Annotated in this window: 14 protein-coding genes; 7 read left to right on the top strand and 7 right to left on the bottom strand. The window is 46.3% G+C overall.

Going from position 1 to position 19,094, the window contains the following annotated elements; translation table 11 throughout:
* Window positions 1-80: 80 nt before the first annotated feature.
* The 6 genes from cobT to QZ938_RS32975 form a co-directional block, all read right to left on the bottom strand.
* Window positions 81-1,187, bottom strand: coding sequence for a nicotinate mononucleotide-dependent phosphoribosyltransferase CobT (gene cobT, locus QZ938_RS02250; protein ID WP_293347227.1), 1,107 nt, complete (start codon window positions 1,185-1,187; stop codon window positions 81-83).
* Between the two features lie 317 nt (window positions 1,188-1,504).
* On the bottom strand, window positions 1,505-2,260 hold the full coding sequence (locus QZ938_RS02245) for a DUF2232 domain-containing protein (protein ID WP_293347224.1): 756 nt from the start codon (window positions 2,258-2,260) through the stop codon (window positions 1,505-1,507).
* A 602-nt stretch (window positions 2,261-2,862) separates the two neighbouring features.
* On the bottom strand, window positions 2,863-3,360 hold the full coding sequence (locus QZ938_RS02240; protein ID WP_293152300.1) for a universal stress protein: 498 nt from the start codon (window positions 3,358-3,360) through the stop codon (window positions 2,863-2,865).
* 89 nt (window positions 3,361-3,449) lie between these two features.
* Window positions 3,450-4,160 carry a Crp/Fnr family transcriptional regulator gene (locus QZ938_RS02235; protein ID WP_293152297.1) on the bottom strand — a complete coding sequence of 237 codons (711 nt, stop codon included), beginning with the start codon at window positions 4,158-4,160 and terminating at the stop codon, window positions 3,450-3,452.
* Between the two features lie 321 nt (window positions 4,161-4,481).
* The gene (locus tag QZ938_RS02230; protein WP_363318766.1) at window positions 4,482-5,321 is read right to left on the bottom strand and encodes a transposase; all 840 of its coding nucleotides are present in this window, start codon (window positions 5,319-5,321) and stop codon (window positions 4,482-4,484) included.
* 26 nt (window positions 5,322-5,347) lie between these two features.
* Window positions 5,348-5,644: a helix-turn-helix domain-containing protein gene (locus tag QZ938_RS32975; RefSeq protein ID WP_363318765.1), complete on the bottom strand. Its 297-nt coding sequence runs from the start codon at window positions 5,642-5,644 to the stop codon at window positions 5,348-5,350.
* Window positions 5,645-5,937: 293 nt separating this feature from the next.
* Here QZ938_RS32975 and QZ938_RS02225 point away from each other — a divergent pair, with 293 nt between their 5' ends.
* The 7 genes from QZ938_RS02225 (at window position 5,938) to QZ938_RS02195 (ending at window position 16,866) form a co-directional block, all read left to right on the top strand.
* The gene (locus tag QZ938_RS02225) at window positions 5,938-6,189 is read left to right on the top strand and encodes a hypothetical protein (protein ID WP_293152291.1); all 252 of its coding nucleotides are present in this window, start codon (window positions 5,938-5,940) and stop codon (window positions 6,187-6,189) included.
* Window positions 6,190-6,640: 451 nt separating this feature from the next.
* Window positions 6,641-7,216, top strand: a complete 576-nt coding sequence (locus QZ938_RS02220; protein ID WP_293152287.1) for an IS607 family transposase — start codon at window positions 6,641-6,643, stop codon at window positions 7,214-7,216.
* Window positions 7,125-8,285, top strand: coding sequence for a transposase (locus QZ938_RS02215; RefSeq protein ID WP_293347221.1), 1,161 nt, complete (start codon window positions 7,125-7,127; stop codon window positions 8,283-8,285). Before QZ938_RS02220 ends, QZ938_RS02215 begins: the two co-directional genes overlap by 92 nt.
* A 184-nt stretch (window positions 8,286-8,469) precedes the next feature.
* Window positions 8,470-12,795: a hypothetical protein gene (locus QZ938_RS02210; RefSeq protein ID WP_293347218.1), complete on the top strand. Its 4,326-nt coding sequence runs from the start codon at window positions 8,470-8,472 to the stop codon at window positions 12,793-12,795.
* Between the two features lie 425 nt (window positions 12,796-13,220).
* Window positions 13,221-13,931, top strand: a complete 711-nt coding sequence (locus QZ938_RS02205; RefSeq protein ID WP_293347215.1) for a sugar transferase — start codon at window positions 13,221-13,223, stop codon at window positions 13,929-13,931.
* 329 nt (window positions 13,932-14,260) lie between these two features.
* Window positions 14,261-14,779, top strand: coding sequence for a CDP-diacylglycerol--glycerol-3-phosphate 3-phosphatidyltransferase (gene pgsA / locus QZ938_RS02200; RefSeq protein WP_293152275.1), 519 nt, complete (start codon window positions 14,261-14,263; stop codon window positions 14,777-14,779).
* Window positions 14,780-15,414: 635 nt separating this feature from the next.
* Window positions 15,415-16,866 (top strand): methyl-accepting chemotaxis protein, encoded by a 1,452-nt coding sequence (locus QZ938_RS02195; RefSeq protein ID WP_293152272.1) that lies wholly within the window; start codon window positions 15,415-15,417, stop codon window positions 16,864-16,866.
* A 157-nt stretch (window positions 16,867-17,023) separates the two neighbouring features.
* Here QZ938_RS02195 and QZ938_RS02190 read toward each other — a convergent pair whose 3' ends face one another.
* The gene (locus QZ938_RS02190) at window positions 17,024-18,769 is read right to left on the bottom strand and encodes a diflavin flavoprotein (RefSeq protein WP_293152268.1); all 1,746 of its coding nucleotides are present in this window, start codon (window positions 18,767-18,769) and stop codon (window positions 17,024-17,026) included.
* Window positions 18,770-19,094: the final 325 nt, after the last annotated feature.

Genomic DNA, 19,094 nt, shown 5'->3' with positions numbered 1-19,094 from the left:
TTGCAGCTCGATCGCGCATCTGAATTTTTCATATTTAATGCGTGAGATTCCGAGACGCACGGAAAACGAAAAACCCGGTTTCATTGTGTAATTTCACAGCGGGAGGCAAGGGCCTCCACAGCTTGCAGGAGTTGGGTGGGACTCCAATTCACAGCTAGGCCGCTGGCGATCGCACACGCGCCCGCACCCACACCTTCCTTCACATACCCGCGATCGTAAGCTTGCAGTTGCGGGTAGCGAGAACTCGCAAAACTTAGCTGTGCAGCCAACAAAGGGACACCGCCGATATCCGAGGCGAGTCCTATAGTGTCCCCTGTGGGGTCTTCGGCTACCCAGCGCGTAGTCCCCACCGCGACTTGTTCGGGACGCCATAACAACTCATATTCCGTGGCTAAGGCTTGCATCAAAGCATACACTGCCAGCATTTGCGTGCCACCAGCCAAGAGTACCCCGCAAGTCCGACTCGCGGCGATCGCCATTGCAGCCGTCGCTATCTGCATCGGATCGCCCACCGCCGCTACCAAATCCAGGGGAGTGCTATTTTTTTTGCCGCTTTCCCACCCAGCATTATTCAGTCCCGCTGTCACCGCAGCTAATTTTTGAGCGTGATTGCAGGTAGGGTGAGAACTATTAACCTTGCCCGCTGCTGCAAAACCCAAACCCATTAACACGGCCAAAGCAGTAGTCGTCCCGCCAACTACGCACTCCCCTAAAATTAAATAACTGCCATTAGTTTCGGCGGCCAATTTAGCGCCCCAAATTAATCCTTCTTCCAGCAAATGTTTGACTGTTTCTACTTCCAAAGCATTCCCAGAAGTAAGACACTTTGCCGCAGTACCGCCCAAATCAATTGCAGGTACGGGAGGTGGGAGGGGTAAACCTGCATTAAACAGGTAAAGGGGAATTTCCAAAGCTTCAACTGCGGCGCGAGATATTAGTACCGGTGAGGCACCCGCTTCTAGGGGCGGCAAGGGATACTGCGGCGACGGTTGGGGGCCGTTGTGCAAAAATTCTGCATCGGCCAAACAAGTAAATTGTCGATCGCGCGGGGTTGCTCCTGCTGCCGAAATCCCCGGAATTAAGCCAGTTGCGGTGAATCCTAACACGCAGGCAAATATCGGTTTTTGTCCCCGATGGCGATCGAGCCACCGTTTGCCCCGTTCAATTTCTGTATAAACATGAATCATAAAATTAGTTATTAGTTATTAGTTATTAGTTATTAGTTATTTGTTATTTGTTATTTGTTATTTGTTATTTGTTATTTGTTATTTGTTATTTGTTATTTGTTAAGCTGTCACGCATTTAAATTGCATATTCAGGGCGAGACGCCCACCCTACGAGACGGCGAATTGTTTGTTGACATTCAACTTAAATGCACAACAGCTTATTTTTGATTTTTCTTATATTTGTTGTTATTTGTTGCTTCCCATGCCCCATCCCTCCGCTTCGCCCATGCCCCATGCCCCATGCCCATGCCCCATGCCCCATGCCCCATGCCCTATAACTACTCCTCATAATCGATTAAAACTTGCACCCAGCGCGGCGGCCGCGGAATCGGATTTCCCAAACGATCTAACAGCAACAAAGCTACTAAATGCACTACAAATAAATAGACAATATTGTTAATCAAAATCATCCCAGCGGCGATCGCCCCAATTGTACTCAAACTCGGCACGCTCAGCCAGCCCAGCTTCACAAATACCCATTCCACAATCTCTGTTACCTGGGCGGTTACATAAACCCAGAGATCTTGACCCACCAAAGCTGACAGCAGCCAAAACTTAAAAAAGAAGCCGACAGCACCAATTACCGCCCCCACACTAATAGAGACAGACCAACTCGCTTTGCGCCGCCAAAGTCCTCCCAGTGCAACTCCCATAATTCCAAAAGGAATCACGTATAAAATGCTCCGCGTTGGGCCCATGAGTACCGACAGCAGCAAACCGGAAACCAAAGCTGACATCCAAGCGGCTCTACTCCCCCAGCGCAGGTAAACCAGGGCTATGGGCACCGGGAAAAAAACCCGCAGCAACGGGCCCAGCGGAAAGTAATAATTTATCAGCCAAATCAAGCTAGCGGTACTTGCCAAAAATGCCGTTTCTACGAGCCTCAAAGGCGCTTCTCCAGAGGGGGGCGTTCCCGGCTCCGAATTTTTGCGATCGCCAGCCATTGCTGAAAAAGTGGCGGTTTGTGGCTCATTATTGCTACTGGGTGAACTGCCTGAATTAGACGCGGCATCTGCTGACAAAAAATCACTCATCCGATTTTAGATTTTAGATTTTAGATTTTAGATTTTAGATTTTACAGGACTTACGTGCTACACGTCTGATTCCTGATTTGAAATTTTCCGATTTTAGATTTTACAGGACTTACGTGCTACAAGTCTGATTCCTGATTTGAAATTTTCCGATTTTAGATTGTAGATTTTACAGGACTTGCGTGCTACAAATCTGAATTCCCGATTTTCCGATTTAATATTTTACCATAAAGAATAGGTTTAAAGCCGCAACTCTTCGAGGGAGAAATTAAAATCAGACGATTAATTACTCGAATCCTCATACTTAAAGATAGAGGTCGCTTTTTTACTGTCAACTGTCAACTGTCAACTGTCAACTGTCAACTGTCAACTTTTGAATCCAATCTTCTTCCTTCTAGGTAGAGGTCGCCCTCAAGCGGTCAACTGTCAATTGTCAACTGAATAAAGTTTGATATTTTACGGCACTGGCGTGCCATAAGATTAATTTCCGGTTTCACTATTTGGAGGCCTCGCCACCCAATTTAATATTTTTCGCACAAACCAGGTTTAGGTAGGAACGCCAGTCTTATTTTAGATTGATTTTCTCAGGAAAATTTTCAGCAGCATCATTTTTCAGCTTTGACTTCCTGAATTACAAATACCGAACAAGATGCGTGGTGAACGACATAATTGCTCACACTCCCGAGGAAAGCTTCTGTAAGCCCCGTGCGGCCGCGCCTCCCCACTACTATTAAATCTGCACCCCAAGTTTGGGCGTGTTCGCAGACACAATGCCCCGGATCGCCATCCATTTGGCAGTCAAATTCCACCTCCAATCCTTGTTTGGCTGCGACCTCGCTATAATTTTTCAGCAAACCCTCAGACTGTTTTACCTCCCTTTCCAGCCGCAAACGTTGAGCTTGATAAGCTTGATCCATTAACTCGGCATTCAAGCCCAAATCTACCGGAATTGGCACTGCCGTCTCGCCCAGCGAGTTGACAGTAACGCAGTGAAATAGCATCATCTTAGCTCGATCGATCGAGGCTAATTCTAAGGCTTGACTGAAGACGCGGCGGCCAAGTTCAGAATCATCGACGGCGGCGAAAATTTTCTTAAAACTCACAGCTTTACCTCTGGCGGGAAATCATCAATATCCGTTAGTTAACAGAGAGTGCTGTTGAAGGAGATTCAAATTAACAATCTCTGATACTTCTAGACTAACAGACGTTCCAAGGCGTGTAGGTCGGGAATGCACAAAACGTCACGTTCGCGCTGAATAGTTCCTTTTTTTTCCAGCTTGCTCAGCACTCGCGTTACCGTTTCCCGAGCCAGCCCGCTGAGGCTACTTAATTCTCTGTGCGGCAGGTTGGGAATTTCTGTACCTCCACTGGACATTTTTTTCCCTTGCCCCTCTGCCAAAAATAATAGAATATCTGCTACTCGCGAGGTACTGTCAGACTCTCGCAAACGCAGGCGGCGGTTGACTTGCCGCAGGCGGCGGGCCATCAGTTGAGCTAGCCGAATGCCTGCGAGGGGCTCGGTATGAATGAGTTGCACAAAATCTTGAGCTGGCATATTGCCGATCAGTGTCGGGGCTAGGGTGATGACATCTGTCGATCGCGGTGCTTCTTCGATCGCTGCCATTTCCCCGAACAGTTCTCCTTTCCCTAAAATATTCAGCGTTACTTCTTTTCCGTCTAGATTGTAGGTGCGAATTTTCACCCAACCATCCAATATAAAATACACTGATGTTCCCCAGTCATTTTCTAGTAAAATCACTTGATTCGACGGATGACTGCGGGTAACGATGTGGACAGTTGCTCTCTCGATTACAGGGTCAGGCAAACCTGCAAAAAAAGGAGTAGAAACTATCAATTGATTTATATTTGACTGCGGATCTCGGGCGTTAAAGCGGTCTTCCATGAGGCCATCATCTTAATTTATGCGCTTGAGCTGCGCTGGGCAGTTAGAAATAGCTTGCAGCCGAGTCATTCGAGCGATTTGAGATTCAAGCATTTGAGGAACAAGGATCTAAAAATCGGCAATTTTTCCTCTAAAGTTTTGCGGTCAAAGGTCGAATATGGGAATTATTGACGCGATCCCCGGCATAAATGCGCGGGAATTCTCAAAGGTTGCATTCCGGTGCGATCGCATCCACACCTTCACGCTTTCTTCTTCCTGTCTCTTAGGCTCTTAACTAGACCGTTTCCGGTCCCCGTCAGACCGCCTCCACAGGCAATTTCTTTAATGTCTACGAAGCGTCCCTCCGCCGACAATCCTTGAAAACCGAATAACTTGAGCGGCTGCTACATCTCGATGTGTTGTATACCCACACTCAGGGCAATTATGCACTCGTTCGTTAAGTGCTTTCTTGCCAGTGTGACGATCGCAATTCGGACAAACCTGAGAAGTGTAATCCTTGTTTACCTTCTCAAAATGTACTCCCCGTTTCCAGCACACCCACGACAGAATCGCGATGAATTGACCGAAACCAGCATCTAAGGTGTGTTTGCCAAACCTACCTTTTGCCCAGACTCGAAAATCGATATCTTCAACAAATATCATTCCCGCATCTAGAGCTAGGTCATGAGCTAATTTAAACTGCCAATCTTTTCTGGTATCAGTAACACGCTGATGCAGCCTAGCAATTTTTCTATTCAACTTATGACGGTTGTTAGAGCCTTTCTTCTTGTTCTTGAGCCGACGTTGCAGCAATTTAAGCTTGCGGTGTTCGATCTTGAGAAACTTAGGACGTTTAACTAATTTGCCTTCAGAAGTTGCTAAAAATTGGTCTAAACCTAGATCTATGCCAACGGGGAATCCCTGTGCAACGGGTTGAGGAACATTAACATCACATTCTAAGAAAAGTATGACGAAATATCCACTAGCCTTCCGGACAATTTGAGCTTGCTCGATCGCAAACCCATTAGGAATCTCTCTTGATTTAATGAATTCAACAATGCCTAACTGTGGGAGTTTAATAGTATTTCCTTGGAGGCAATTTTTGAGCATTTGGGGAAATACAAACGACCGCATTCGGTATTTATTCTTAAATCTTGGGAATCCCATTCCCTTACGTTTCATGTCTAGGAAGGCTGTTTCCAGCTTTCTTAACACCTGTTGAAGCATCTTTTTGCGTTAACCGTTTTAAGTTCGGGAAACAACTCTTTAGCTTTGGTTAGCTCCGCTGCCTGATTGTAATAATTTGGGTAGGGAGCATCAGCCGGAATAATGTACTCGCGAGCGATCGAGCAAGCATTAATCGGACATTTACGAGAGTTAATCCAGTCTTTACGTTCTCTCAATGCGTAGTTCCAAACCTTACGACAAATTACCAGAGTTATTTCGATTTGAGAAATTTGCTTCTGTGTCGGCTTTAGTTTGTACTCGTAACTGAGATTTAGCATGATTCTTGACTAGCTCTACAAAATATTATATCATTTTGTAGATACTATGACAATAACGAAATCTCACTCTTGTCACTGGCATTGCCTTAGCCTCCTGTTAGCTTTCATGTCCGTCTTGAAAGGACGGGGTTCTCAGCATATTTTTTATAGCCTCAAGCTCTGATTGGGAGCTAGAAACTAAAGACTATACCATAATTGTTTAGATACATACCGCCGAGTAAATTTTATTAACAAAATTTTAGCAGCGCAGCAAGGGACTGAGCGATCGAGTTAGCGAAGACAATGACTTCGCGATGACAAGCTTAACACTGCTGAGAGATTTGTTGTCAGCAGGCCCGACAGTCGATCGGCTAGCGGAAGCACAAGTCCGCCAACGGGACAGACAGCGACCACATCCGATTGCAACTCTCTGGAACCAGTCAAATGTCAGCACTACCAAGAAAATCCACACCAATTCCCAGTCTAAAGGTTGGCACTCTTGGCAACCGAAACCGACGCAGTTTCGAGCAATTTTTTATGCTACCCCGAGATTATTGTACCATTAATCTCTAGCCATGAACACAGATCGAAAGCTATCATGAAAGGTTGCTCAAATCGACTGCATGGGGACAAGCCTGAATCCGAGAATCCCAAATCGCAGATTGTTTGAGGTTTTTCACAAGTCTGTGAAAGATGGAAACAAAAATTTACCGCATTACCTGAGGAGAGACTCGCACCCAGCCACCGACGCCAACTCCGGGTTATGGGTGAGGCACTGGCAGTTCGCGCGCGACTATCCGTCTTCGGGTATAGCCTGTGTGTGTCCGGAAACCAGGAAAGCAGTCGCAGAATTTGAGAGGACTTGCAGTCAACAGAAGCGGGCATTTGATGCGGAAGTACCGCCTAACCTATCATGGCAATAGAAGTCAACCGAAGGCAAAAGCAAAAGGTTGACATACAGTAGTTGATTTTCTAACAATCATTCACATATGCTGCCAGATGCAGTATCTTTGGTGAATGGCATACATACCACTTAGAAAAGCAGTCGAATTCCTAGGCTTGCATCCAAACACCTTGAGGAAGTACGCAGATGAAGGACAGATTAAATCAATCAAAAATGGAGCAGGGCAGCGCCTCTACGACGTTGAGTCTTACCAATCCAATGGAAAAATCTGTTCAGTCATCTGCTACTGTCGAGTCAGTAGTGCCAAGCAAAAAGATGACCTTGCTAGACAAGTCGAATTCATGCGACAGCGATACCCAGACTCGGAAATCATCCAAGACATTGGCTCTGGACTTAACTTCAAAAGAAAAGGACTGCAAGCCTTACTGGTCAGATTTATGCGCGGGGATAAGCTCACGGTTGTTGTTACCTGTCGAGACAGATTGTGCAGATTCGGATTTGAACTTTTCGAGTTCATGGCAAAACAAAACGGTGGAGAAATCGTGGTTCTCTCAAATCCTGTTCACGCGAGCGAATCCGAACTTACAGCCGATCTTCTTGCCATCCTTCACGTCTTTAGTTGCCGAATGCACGGCCTCAGAATCTACAGCCAGAAAATCAAAGAAGATCCGACTATTCCTAAGCCCTGAACAAAAGGCAATACTCAAGCAATGGTTGGGAGTTAGTCGTTATGTCTACAACACAACTATCAAATACTTGCAGCAACCAGGCACCAAAGCCAATTGGATGTCAATTAAAACGCAAATACTCAATGGGCTGCCTGATTGGGCAAAACCAGTACCGTTTCAAATAAAATCTATTGCCATTAAAGATGCTTGTGTGGCTGTCAAAAAAGCCAAAGCAGATTTCAAGAAAACTGGAAAGATTTGTAGTTGCAAATTTCGCAGTCGAAAAAATACAAAACAGTCTATTTGTATTCCGAAGTCCGCCATTGGGACGCAAGGAATTTATTACACAAAATTGGGTCAGTCAAAGCTGAAAGAGGCATTACCCAAAGACTTCAGCGACGGACAATTAACCCTTGCCTATGGCGAGTATTACATTGTTGTATCTGAAGAAGTGCAACCACGTCAGACCGACAACCAAGGTCGCGTGGTTGCCTTAGACCCCGGTGTTAGAACGTTCATGACTTTCTTTTCTGAGTCTTCCTATGGATGGCTGGGAAATGATTCTAATCTTTGGATTCAAAAGTTGTGTTTCCGCGTCGATAAGTTGAGTTCAAGAATGAGTAAAGCCTCTAGCAGACAACGCAAAAAATTCAAGAAAGCAGCGGACAGATTGAAGTCTAGGATTCAACATCTTGTCAAAGAGTTGCATCAGAAGATTGCTAAGTTTTTAGTTGATAATTTTGACGCGATCTTACTTCCATCATTTGAGTCTTCTCAGATGGTGAGCAAGTCACGTCGCAAGATTCGCTCTAAAACTGTTCGTCAAATGCTGACTTTGAGTCATTATCAGTTCAAAAAGCATCTAGAGTGGAAAGCTTGGGAGCAGGGCAAAGTTGCTTTAACTTCTATTAATGAAGCCTACACTTCAAAGACTGTTTCATGGACTGGAGAGGTCAAAAAGATTGGTGGTAGCAGAACGATTAAAGATTCTGATGGGAATCAGATGAACCGGGATCTAAATGGTGCTCGTGGGATCTTCCTTCGGGCATTGGTTGATACGCCTTGGTTACACAGCTTTTTGGCTGTTTAGCTTGTGTGTTTGTTAGTAAATATTAGCAAAAAAGTATCGGTTAATTCAAAGTTGTCAGCAAATATTAGTCAATTATTGACCGACTCGCATTCAGATGATTCTATCTATTGGCATAGCTGCCGCCTGATTTCAATCTTTTTTCAATTAAAATTTCTCTCTAGCCGCATTCCCAGAGGTTCCGCCCTTGAATTCTCAGAAGTACAAAATTCAAGCACTGATTGCTGAGATTGATGAGGTACTCAGCAAGCCCGCACCCCGCTTGCCTTGGACGGGTTCGATCGATACTGTCCACCAGCGCCAGCTTTTAGAGCGAGTTCGCACTTATCTGGTTTCCTCGGAGTCAAAGGTAACTGCCCGCAAGGGGCCCGCCAGCCCAACTGTCCGCCCGGAACCAGTTCCAGTACCCAAAATGCCCCCGAGGATCGATCGCCCCTCAGCAACAGAGCAAATTATGCTTGCCGTCACCGAGGAAATCACCAACCTGCGATCGGGTTTGACGGGGCCGCTCCAAGAAGAAATAGTAGCTCTGCGACAAGAGCAACAAGCCCTCATTCAAGAAATCAAACAGCTAGAAGCAAAACGGCAGCAACAACAATCCCTAGCTCAGCAACAAGCAAACCAACAGCAAATCATTTCTGAATTCTTGCAGGTACTGACGGGGCGCTTGGAAGAAACTTTGGATCGCGATTTATCCCAAATTTTGGGCGGCCTAGAAAATCAATTATTACCAAGCACTGGCGCACAATCGCAGCAATCGGCTTTAACCGCACAAACCTCAGAAGAACTCCCGCTGCTAACACCGGCTCAGAGATTGGAGCAAATGCAACGGTTCCAAGCTAGTGCTGACAGTCTGCTGATGAGGCTCGATTCTACGATGGGTATTGTGTTCGAGGCTTTGGAAGCAAATCTGCAAAGCTATCAAGCTTCCTTGTCCCAAGGACTTGAAAATATGCATGGTTTGAGCCAGCAGAGCGAGGCAATGTTCGCGACTTTTGTCAATCACTTGGTCGCACAGTTGGGACGAGAAGCCTCTTCCTACGTGCAGCAGCCGATCGCCCTGGCAAATGTCGAAACAGGATCCCCAACCGCATCCGATCGCTCTGTTGCTACTGGTGGCTTCTCAAATACCAAGATTCACTCATCAGCCGATGCCGAAAGTGAAGAGCACAGTGGCGAACTCGGAGAACAAGACAGATTGCCCTACGCCGGGACAGAAATTTCTTCGCAATTCGGAAAGTTGAGGCGCGATCGCGATCGCATTGAAACCCCTCTCTCGCTTCCGGATTTGGAAGATAATTTGTTCGGTTCTTCACCGGAAATCCCTCCACAGGTAACTCGCTTTTCGGGTGCTGATTCGGAAAATTTATTAGCAGAAAATGACGAAAATGTTGAGGATTTGTACGCTAGTTTGTTCGCGGGAGAAACAGTCGCAGAACTAGAATTAGAACTGGAAGATTTTACGATCGAAAATACGGAAAGTTCTGCCGCCACAGAAGCGGTACCATCTCCACCAGTGGCAGAGCGTGAAACTACAGAACCCCTAAATTCTGCGGAAGATTTGTTTGCAAATCTACTGGATGAAGGCGAATCGCTGGAAGATGTTCTAGCAGATGAAGATTCAGAATTTGCAATCGGTAATTCTGTAGAGACTCTAACTTTAGATACTGAAGATTTATTTGAACCGCAAGTTACAACAGTAGCTGAAGTTTCAGCACCGTCAGCCTTAAGTTCGATCGAGCCGCAACTTGATTTGGACGATCGAGAAAATCTAGAAATGGCTCAAAACCTAGGCGAGCATTTCGACACTGCTGCTGTGCCGGGGCCACATCCTGAGCCTCATCCCCCGACTGCGAGCGCGGGCGATCGAATTAGCTCGAACCAACCCAGGAACCCCCGCGTACCCAGTGCCCGTGATGTTCAAACTGGAGATTTTGGAAGCTCGTCCCAAGGGCTCAACGATGTTTACATCCAAGCTTCGCCGGAGGAGGATTTGCTGCCGGTTGAGGCATTAGAAGATGACCTCGATCGAGCTCTCAAGTTGGATGTGAGTACGATGGAACTGTTGGAGGCAGACCTCTACAATCTCGAGGGTTCGGATCGTAATGCTCCAAGGCGATCGACTTCAAGTGCTTCTAACAACTTGGATTTATTGGCGAGTTCCCCCGACGGCGGTGCAGACAATCCCTTTGCCGAAGTGGCGGAGGAAGAACTCGGATCGCTGGAGGATTTGTTCTCCGATGAGTTGGAACTTTCATCTGAAGATGAACCCTTTGTTTTGGAGGATGAACTTGAGGATGATTTGTTTGCTGGTGAAGATGAATCGAATTTGACGCTAGACGAGATTTTGGCGAGTTTGAAGGATACCGATCCAGAAGTGGCCCAAACTCCGGAAACCGAGGAACTGCCGTCAAATCCTCCAAAAAGTCAAAAAAAAAACCTAATTTCCAGACAGAGTAAAGCCGGGGTTGTTGAGGAGATAACCGAAGCTAGCGAATTTGGTGTTCCGCAGCAGCAAGAGTCAGCGCTGCATTCTGTTCCAGGTGCGATCGCCCCTTCATCCTCTCCATCCCAAAAACGCCCGAATTCTCGCTGGTATTTGGGCCTTGATTTTGGTTCCAGCGGGCTATCGGCGGCTTTGCTCGATCGCGCCAGCGGCCAGTTGCACCCAATTTACTGGGAAACAGCCCAGGCTGAGGTTTCCGCAGCCAGCGCCAGCTTTCGGATTCCCTCAGTCGCGGCGATCGAGGAAACAGCCCCAACCGCCACCAGTGGCCCGCAGGTGACAGTCAAGTCGGTGGGATCCCCGCAGTTGGATTTGCGTGCGGGAGAATTTTTATTGCAAAATTTTAAATTGCCTTTAAAGGTGGGCATTCCTTATCAGCGGGAAGCTGGTGGGATGTACGAACCGCTGTTGCAGTGGTCATCCGATCTGGCTGTGTCGATCGCCATACCGCTGCACGCTGTGCGGGCGCTGCTGGCTACTTTGAATCGGAAGCACCAGGGGCAAAAATTTCGCACATCGCCGGAAGTTTTGGATTTTGCCAGCCCGGAGGCGAATTCTGCTCTATTGCCAATTTCCCATTTAATCTGTAAAGCTTCGGGACTGACGCCAGAAATTCTGGATGCGGCGCTGCAAGACTTGCAGGCTGTGATTTTGGGGACTCCTGCGAGCTGGTCTCAGGCCTATGGGTTTAACCTGCGGGAGGCTGTTTTGGGCGCGGATCTGGTGGCTTCGGGGGCGCAAATTTTTGTGGTTCCCGATGCGATCGCCACTTTGGTTGCTGCTGTAACTCCTATGAAAAATGCCACAGGAGAGCAATCTGCGGCGGTGGATACTATTGAAAGCTCCCTTGCAGAAGCTGCACCGCTAACTGTTAATGCTTCCTCTTTTAGCGGGGGAACTTTGATTGTGAATGCGGGGGCTGCCACGGTGGAATTAGCTGTAGTTGAGTTGCCGGAAAATCTTCAAAATTTAACTCGTGCTGATTTTACTTGCCAAAGTTTTGATGCGGCTGGCAATGCTTTCGATCAGGATATTATTTGTCAGTTGTTGGCTAAGAATGAAACTTGGGGAATGTCGATCGATTTGCCGCGTCCTGGTCATCCAGATTTACCGAGTCGCTATCAATTGCAGCAGCGGTTGCAAGCTTCAGATTTTGGCCTGCAATTGTTAGAGGTGGCAAGGCATTTGAAAGTTATTTTGCAACATCAAGAAACTTTTGCTTTTGATATTGACCAGCAGCATTGGGAAGTGAAGCGTCGAGATTTAGAAAGTTTGGTTTTAGTGCCTTTTGTACAGCAGTTGAATCGTGAATTGAATGCTTTACTCAGCCGTGCGGGAATGTCGCCGGCGGGAATCAATCAGGCGATTTGTACTGGGGGCATGGGTGGTTGGCCTGCGATCGCCCGCTGGTTGCGGCAAAAGCTGCCGAATGCGATCGTGGTTCAAGATCGCGAATTGGAGAGCGATCGAGATATTTCGGAAATTTACAATTTCGCCTCAAATTCCGTATTTCAAAGCACAAACTCTTCAAAAAAAAGCGGTCAAGTTGCCTGCGGGTTGGCAAGTTTAGCTCTCTATCCTCAAATTTTGGATGTGCGACAGCAACAGTACAGCGACTTTTTTCTGCTGTGGGAATTAATGCAGATTTTGGGCCCAAAAACTCTGAGCTTTGAGGAAATTTTGCAGTTGCTCGAACGCCAGGGCGTGAACACCCGCACCTGCGAGCCCCGAATTCTGGGGATTTTGGAAGGAAGATTGCCGGCGGGGCTTTTGCCAGAGGAGGAAGATTTTATGCTGCTAGCCGAGGAGTCGAGACAAAATCCGGATTGGCAAGCAATTTTGGCGGAGCCGCTTTTCTTTGAAGATGTGTCGCGGGGTTATCGTTTGAATGTGGAACACGCCTCTGTTGTTCGCGAATATTTAGGTAAACTTGCCTCTAGCAGCCAGCAAAAATTGTTGGAGCCACTAACAATTGCTTGGGATATTCCCACGGATATCGATCGGTAAACAGTTGACAGTTGACAGTTGACAGTTGACCGCTTGACCGAAGGAGAGCGACCTCTACCTAGAAGTCCGAAGATTGGAGTAATGAATAGTCTGATTTTATTTTCTCCCTCGAAGGCTTGCTTGGGGCTTTCAACCGATTCTTTCTGGTAAACTGCAAAAAAACCGGTTTTCTGAGGCAAATTCTCCCTTTCTTCTCGAATATTGCTTATAAAAACCGGGTTTGTGGCGCTCAAAAACTCACTTTTTTTGTTGAATCTAGTTAATTTTACCTAAAGTTTATACATTTTTAAAATAAATACACACAAACTTTATAAAAGAGTAGCAGCTTTTTAAAGATTGTGCAAAGCCCTGGAGTTCCTCTTCTCGCGATCGGGAGAGTTTCATAAGATAGACGTGAGATCGTGTTAAATCTTGAGACTAATCAGATGAAATTTGTGATGGGTGCTTCTAAATTATCAGTGTTATCAGAAATGCTTTCGTTATTTATTCCGAAACCTACTTACAGAGTTTGTGTATCAAAACAGCCACTTCACCGATCCGTAACAAGTAAGGTCAAGCGGTCGATCGATATTTTGGGCTCGTTGCTAGGATTGGCAATTGCTGTGGCGGTGGCCGTGCCGGTAGCGCTGGTGATGCTGTTGGACAGTCCGGGCCCGCTCCTCTACAGTCAGGTTCGCTGTGGCTTCAAAGGACGGCATTTCAGAATCTGGAAATTTCGATCGATGGTTGTAGGTGCAGAAAATCTCAAACACCTAGTTACCAACCAAGCCAAGGGTCACATTTTCAAGAATGACAATGACCCGCGAATTACCCCCATCGGCAGCTTTTTGCGGTGCACAAGTTTGGACGAGTTGCCTCAATTCTGGAACGTGCTAGTCGGGGACATGAGTTTGGTGGGAACTCGACCACCAACTCCCGATGAGGTCGCAGGCTACGGCGATTTTCACTGGCAGCGTTTAAATGTCAAACCCGGTCTGACTGGGGAGTGGCAAGTCAACGGACGCTCTGGAGTTAAAGACTTTGACGATATTGTCCGCATGGATCTAGACTATCAGCGCAAGTGGTCTGTTGTCTACGACATCAGCCTGATTTGCAAAACTATTTGGGTTGTATTGAATAAACAGGGTGCGTGTTAATCGATTTAGTCGATCGGTTGTTTTGGGTTGTTTTTTGTGAGCTTCGATTAGATGAATATTAAGTTAAAAGCTGTTTTGCTCAAAGTTAAACAGCTACCAAAAAATGCTAAATTAAGGGCAAGCTTTTTACAAGCTTGCCCTTAATTGTTTTCTATTCCTTTATCTTTCTTCTTTTGGTCAACTGTCAACTGTTAACTCTTCAAGTGCGATCGGGGGGCAAGCTGTCAACCCTTCGACTGCGCTCAACTGTCAACTGTCAACTGATTAACGCTGTCAACTGTCAACTGTCAACTGTCAACTGATTAACGCTGTCAACTATTAACTGTCTTATGAATTTGCCTAATTTGATTACTTTTTCTCGCTTGCTGGGAGTGCCGTTTCTGCTCTACGGTTTGTACGACCCAAGCGCGCAAAGCCGTTGGATTTGTACCGCGATTTTTGTGGTAGCCGCAGCTACTGATTGGCTGGACGGGTATTTGGCTAGAAAGCTGAACCAAATTACCGATTTGGGCAAATTTCTCGACCCTTTGGTGGATAAATTGTTGGTACTCGCGCCGCTTTTAGTATTGATTGAGTTGGGTAAAGTCCCGGCTTGGGCAGTGTTTTTAATTTTGGGGCGGGAGTTGACAATTGCGGGGTGGCGTGTTAATAAAACTACGATTTCGGGAGCTAATATTTGGGGCAAGTTGAAGACGGTGAGTCAGATTGTGGCGATCGCACTTTTAATCGCTCCCCTCTCCGAAGACTGGAACGTTCCGGCATTAATTGCGTTTTGGGTTTCTGTGGGTTTAACTTTAATTTCTGGCGCTATCTATCTCTGGCCGTCCCAGACTGCTGAGGAAAAGTAAGGATAAGCCAGTTATTTGTTTGAATCCAAATTGGACATTCTAGCTAGCTAAGGTCGCAACGGGCGATCGAACTTTGCTGGAATGTACACAAAAACGTTTTTGACGAAGAATTCTGGATGCACTAATCTGCTATACAAGCACTTTGTGGTATGGCAAATTGCCATGCTTGAGATCGCACATTCCGCACCCGCTTAGGAATAGGCTCACAGAGTATAATTACTGAGAATAATCCATCCTTACAGTAATAAATTATGCCTTTTAAAAAAATTTTCATTACTTAACACGCGGTATAAAAGTATAATTTATAGCTTAATAGCTCTATAAAAACAAGTAAAAACCGAGGGCGCCCAATGTGGGAAGAGCCAATCTGTGGCGTTCTTGCGTCCATAATTGACCCAAAAATATCCTGGATTGCGATCGCCACAATTGAAACAGTAGTTGACTAGACTGGAATTGTATCTGCGGTTAACATATCAGTCAACCGCAGATGTAAGGCAGATCGACGCAGATGAACGCAGATAATTCAAAGAAAAGCGAGCTAATGAATGCCATGCAAGTCTATTGAATGTTGGTGCGTCCATAACTGCTATTAATAGCCCTGCTAGGAAACACTCTATTGCAAATTAGCAAAAACAATGAACTTAGGAATTCGGGCTAAATTGTTGGCTAGCTTTGGAGCTTTGACTGCTTTACTCGCAGTTGTCGGATTTGTGGGTTGGCGGAACACTGTGGAATTAGCACAAGATGCGGAGAAATTGTACGCATATCAAGTTAAGGGGACGGTGGCTCTAGCCAACTCAGAGTCAGCTTTATGGAAGCTGCGTTACGGCTTCCCACAGTTTATCGTTTTACCATCCAAGCGATCGGACATTTTGACCGAAGAGCCACAATTATACAAAATAATTGACGATAACCTGCGAGAATATGCCAAAGGGGAACTCACCGCAGAAGAGCAAGTTGCTTTCCATAAGCTGCAAGATGCTTATCACAGGTATATTGCGGCCAGACCTAAGTGGTTTGAGTTGCAGCAAACAGGTAAACTTAAGGAAGCAGCAGAGTATCGCGCAGCTACGACAACTCCTTTTGGTGCCGAAACAGTTGAGGCTTTTTCAGAACTAATCCAACTCCAGCGAAAAGTTGGCGAAACAAAACATCAGGAAATTGAAGCCAATATTCAGGGTTTGACAGTTTTGCTAGTCTGTACTCTGAGTTTTGCTTTGTTGTCCGCAGCAATCTTGACTGCGATCGTCAGCCGCGATATTGTTAACCCGATAGTGCAATCTGTCAAAAAGATTGTTTCTTCTTCCATGCAAATTACTGCCGCAGTCGAGCGACAAGAATACACGATATCTCAGCAAGCCAATGCTGTGAATCAAACGACTGCGACGATGAACGAGTTAAGTGTTGCATCGTCCATGTCAGCCAAGCAAGCAGAAGCATCAGCAGTCTCGTCCCATCAAGCACTAACCCTAGCTGAGTCTGGAAATCAATCTGTAGAAAAGACGATGAAGGGAATAGTAACTCTGCAAGAAAAAGTAGACGCGATCGCCAAACAGATTACATACTTGAACGAAAATACTGTTAAAATTAGTGGGATTTCTGACCTGGTAGCCGATCTCGCTAACCAAACAAATATGCTAGCTCTTAATGCCGCTGTGGAAGCAGTGCGTGCTGGGGAAAATGGCAAGGGTTTTGCTGTAGTCGCGACAGAAATTAGGCGGCTAGCTGATGAAAGCAAACAATCAGCGGATAAAATTAATGCTCTAGCTAAAGAAATTCAAGTTGCGATCGGCTACACGGTGATGGTAACGGATGAAGGTTCAAAAACCGCAGCACAAGGAATTACACAAGCTAGGGGGACAACAGAAATTTTTGCCGGTGTAGCAGAGGCGATAGACAAGGTATTTTTGAACAATCAACAAATTGCTCTGAATGCTAACCAACAGGCGATCGCAATTGAACAAGTGCTCGCAGCAATGAACCATGTTAACTTAGGAGCAACAGAAACTGCTACTAGCCTTGCTCAAGTTAAAGTCAGTACGGAACTGCTCAACCAAACCGCAGCAGAACTAAATAAAATGGCTTAGTAGAAGAAAGAAGTAAAAAGCTGTAAGGTGCGGTTTAATTGTCAGGATAGCATATATAAAACTACCAAAAGGCTGGCCAAGGTACGTTGTTGGGCTTTAGCCCTCTTTGCTAGTCTTATGAAAGAGGGCTAAAGCCCAACAACGTACCTAATGCAACTTAATAATGACTCCCAGATTTCCGGTAGTGTACGGCTGTCACCCCGTCATTTTTCAACAAATGACCGCTTTCAACCGCCGCATAAACCACCCAGTGATCGCCACATTCCATCCGACCGATCACTTCGCATTCGAGATAAGCTAAAGCATCAGTCAAAACCGGACAGCCGTTGCTAGCTTCTGTTGTTTCAACTCCGGCAAATCTGTCTTCTCCCGGAGCAAAGTTTTTCATGAAATACTTCCGCAACTGTCGCCCTTCTGCTAAGATATTGAGCACAAATTTATCTCCGGCGTACATCAAAGCTTCGATCGATCGATCTTTAGCCACCGCAATCGTCAAACCCGGAGGGCTAAACGTGGCTTGCGACACCCACGAAGCCAACATCGCACTCGTGACATCCCCGCGCCGCGCCGACAGTACGCACAGGGAACCTACCAATCTTCCTACAGCTTGTTCCGTGCGATCGCTCCCACCAGTCAACTGCGGTTTCGGCGCCCGCAATTTTTGCGACTTAATCAAAGCTTGAGCAAAATCCGTTCCCGCTTCTTTGCACTCGTGAATCGTCGCCGCCGTCGGCTTAAACTTGGCTCGAATCGGCTCAAATCCAATCCGATAGCCAGCATCTTTTAATTTTCCTTCCACTAAGTCGATCGCCTCGCCGCTCCAGCCAAAAGAACCGAAAACCCCCGCTAATTTGCTCTTAGTTGCTGTAGACAACACAATGCCCAAAGCCGTTTGAATTTGCGTCGGCGCGTGTCCGGCTAGCGTCGGAGTACCGATGATAAATCCGGCGCATTTCTCGATCGCCTCTTGAATTTCTCCCGGTTCGGCAAATTCGCAATTGATGCTTTCTACAGCAACACCGGCCTTCGTAATCCCTTTGGCGATCGCCTGCGCCAAAGTAGCAGTATTGCCATAAGCCGAAGCATAAATCAAAGCAACTGTCAAGTCCTTTGAATTTTGTTGTTGGCTCCATTCCCGATACAAATTGCTCAATTCGTGGAGGCCGTAACGGACGATCGGGCCGTGACCGGGAGCATAAAATGCTGTTGGCAAATCAGCTAATTTATCCATTGCTGTCAGCACTTGTTTCGCCTGAGATGCGTGCAGGGAATCGTAATAATAGCGCCGATCTTCGCTGTAAACGCTCCAGCCTTCATCAAATACTTGATCGCTGCAAACGTGAGAACCAAAAAATTTGTCAGTGAACACGATTCGAGTTTGCGGATCGTAGGTGCAAAGTTCATCAGGCCAGCGCGGAGTCGGAGTCGCCAGGAATTTTAATTTGTGACCTTTACCTAAATCGAGAGTTTCTTCTCCCCGAACGATCATAATATTTAACTCTTGTTCGGGAAAAGCCGATCGCAAACCAATAGCCGCCGGATTCGTGCAAACAAAAGCTACTTGCGGAGCCAATTCTAACAAAGCTTTGATCGTGACGGATCTGTTAGCATTGAAATGCCCCAAAATTATGTAATCCAGCGTTTTCAAGTCCACCCGTTTCTGCAAAGATTCCAGATAATTTTGGGTGAAAGATTCTCCTGGCGGGTCGAACAAAGCAGTTTGGTCAGCTTGAATGAGATAGCTGTTGGCTGTTGTCCCCCTTTGCAGGGAATATTCTACTTCAAATTTTAGTCTGTCCCAAGTGCGCGATCGCACTGCTGCGGTATCGGTGGCAATTGGGACAAACTGCACGTCGCGGGGTTTGGTATTAGATCCGAGTCTGGGAGTCAAAGTGTTAGTCATTAATTGCACCTATCTATATTAAGTTTGCTAGGGGGAAACTGTTGATTTTGTGAATGAGATTTTTTTTATTAACCGCAGAGGACGCAGAGGACGCAGAGGGAGAAAGGAAGAAATACAGTAGCATCGTCCTGTGTTTAAATGTAGGGTGCGTCAGCAGATAGTTGATGATTAACTCGAATAAAACTTCGGCTGACGCACCTTACTAATACATTTTGGGTATAGATGTTGTCAGAAAGATAAGGTACGTTGTTGGGCTTCAGCCCTCTTGGTCTGGGTGGTTATGTAAGCTATCCGTCATACCTCATCTTTTTGACAAAGGCTATAT

This window comes from Microcoleus sp. CAWBG27, assembly GCF_020883145.1.
GTDB lineage: Bacteria > Cyanobacteriota > Cyanobacteriia > Cyanobacteriales > Microcoleaceae > Microcoleus.
Note: the sequence above shows the minus strand (reverse complement) of the source record. Positions and strands in the feature narration are given on the sequence as shown.

What these genes read in the sequence shown, in the direction of transcription:
- cobT (WP_293347227.1), bottom strand. Translation starts at nt 1,187, where the DNA reads ATGATTCATGTTTATACAGAAATTGAACGGGGCAAACGGTGGCTCGAT.
- QZ938_RS02245 (WP_293347224.1), bottom strand. Translation starts at nt 2,260, where the DNA reads ATGAGTGATTTTTTGTCAGCAGATGCCGCGTCTAATTCAGGCAGTTCA.
- QZ938_RS02235 (WP_293152297.1), bottom strand. Translation starts at nt 4,160, where the DNA reads ATGGAAGACCGCTTTAACGCCCGAGATCCGCAGTCAAATATAAATCAA.
- QZ938_RS02230 (WP_363318766.1), bottom strand. Translation starts at nt 5,321, where the DNA reads ATGAAACGTAAGGGAATGGGATTCCCAAGATTTAAGAATAAATACCGA.
- QZ938_RS32975 (WP_363318765.1), bottom strand. Translation starts at nt 5,644, where the DNA reads ATGCTAAATCTCAGTTACGAGTACAAACTAAAGCCGACACAGAAGCAA.
- QZ938_RS02225 (WP_293152291.1), top strand. Translation starts at nt 5,938, where the DNA reads ATGACAAGCTTAACACTGCTGAGAGATTTGTTGTCAGCAGGCCCGACA.
- QZ938_RS02220 (WP_293152287.1), top strand. Translation starts at nt 6,641, where the DNA reads ATGGCATACATACCACTTAGAAAAGCAGTCGAATTCCTAGGCTTGCAT.
- QZ938_RS02205 (WP_293347215.1), top strand. Translation starts at nt 13,221, where the DNA reads ATGAAATTTGTGATGGGTGCTTCTAAATTATCAGTGTTATCAGAAATG.
- pgsA (WP_293152275.1), top strand. Translation starts at nt 14,261, where the DNA reads ATGAATTTGCCTAATTTGATTACTTTTTCTCGCTTGCTGGGAGTGCCG.
- QZ938_RS02195 (WP_293152272.1), top strand. Translation starts at nt 15,415, where the DNA reads ATGAACTTAGGAATTCGGGCTAAATTGTTGGCTAGCTTTGGAGCTTTG.
- QZ938_RS02190 (WP_293152268.1), bottom strand. Translation starts at nt 18,769, where the DNA reads ATGACTAACACTTTGACTCCCAGACTCGGATCTAATACCAAACCCCGC.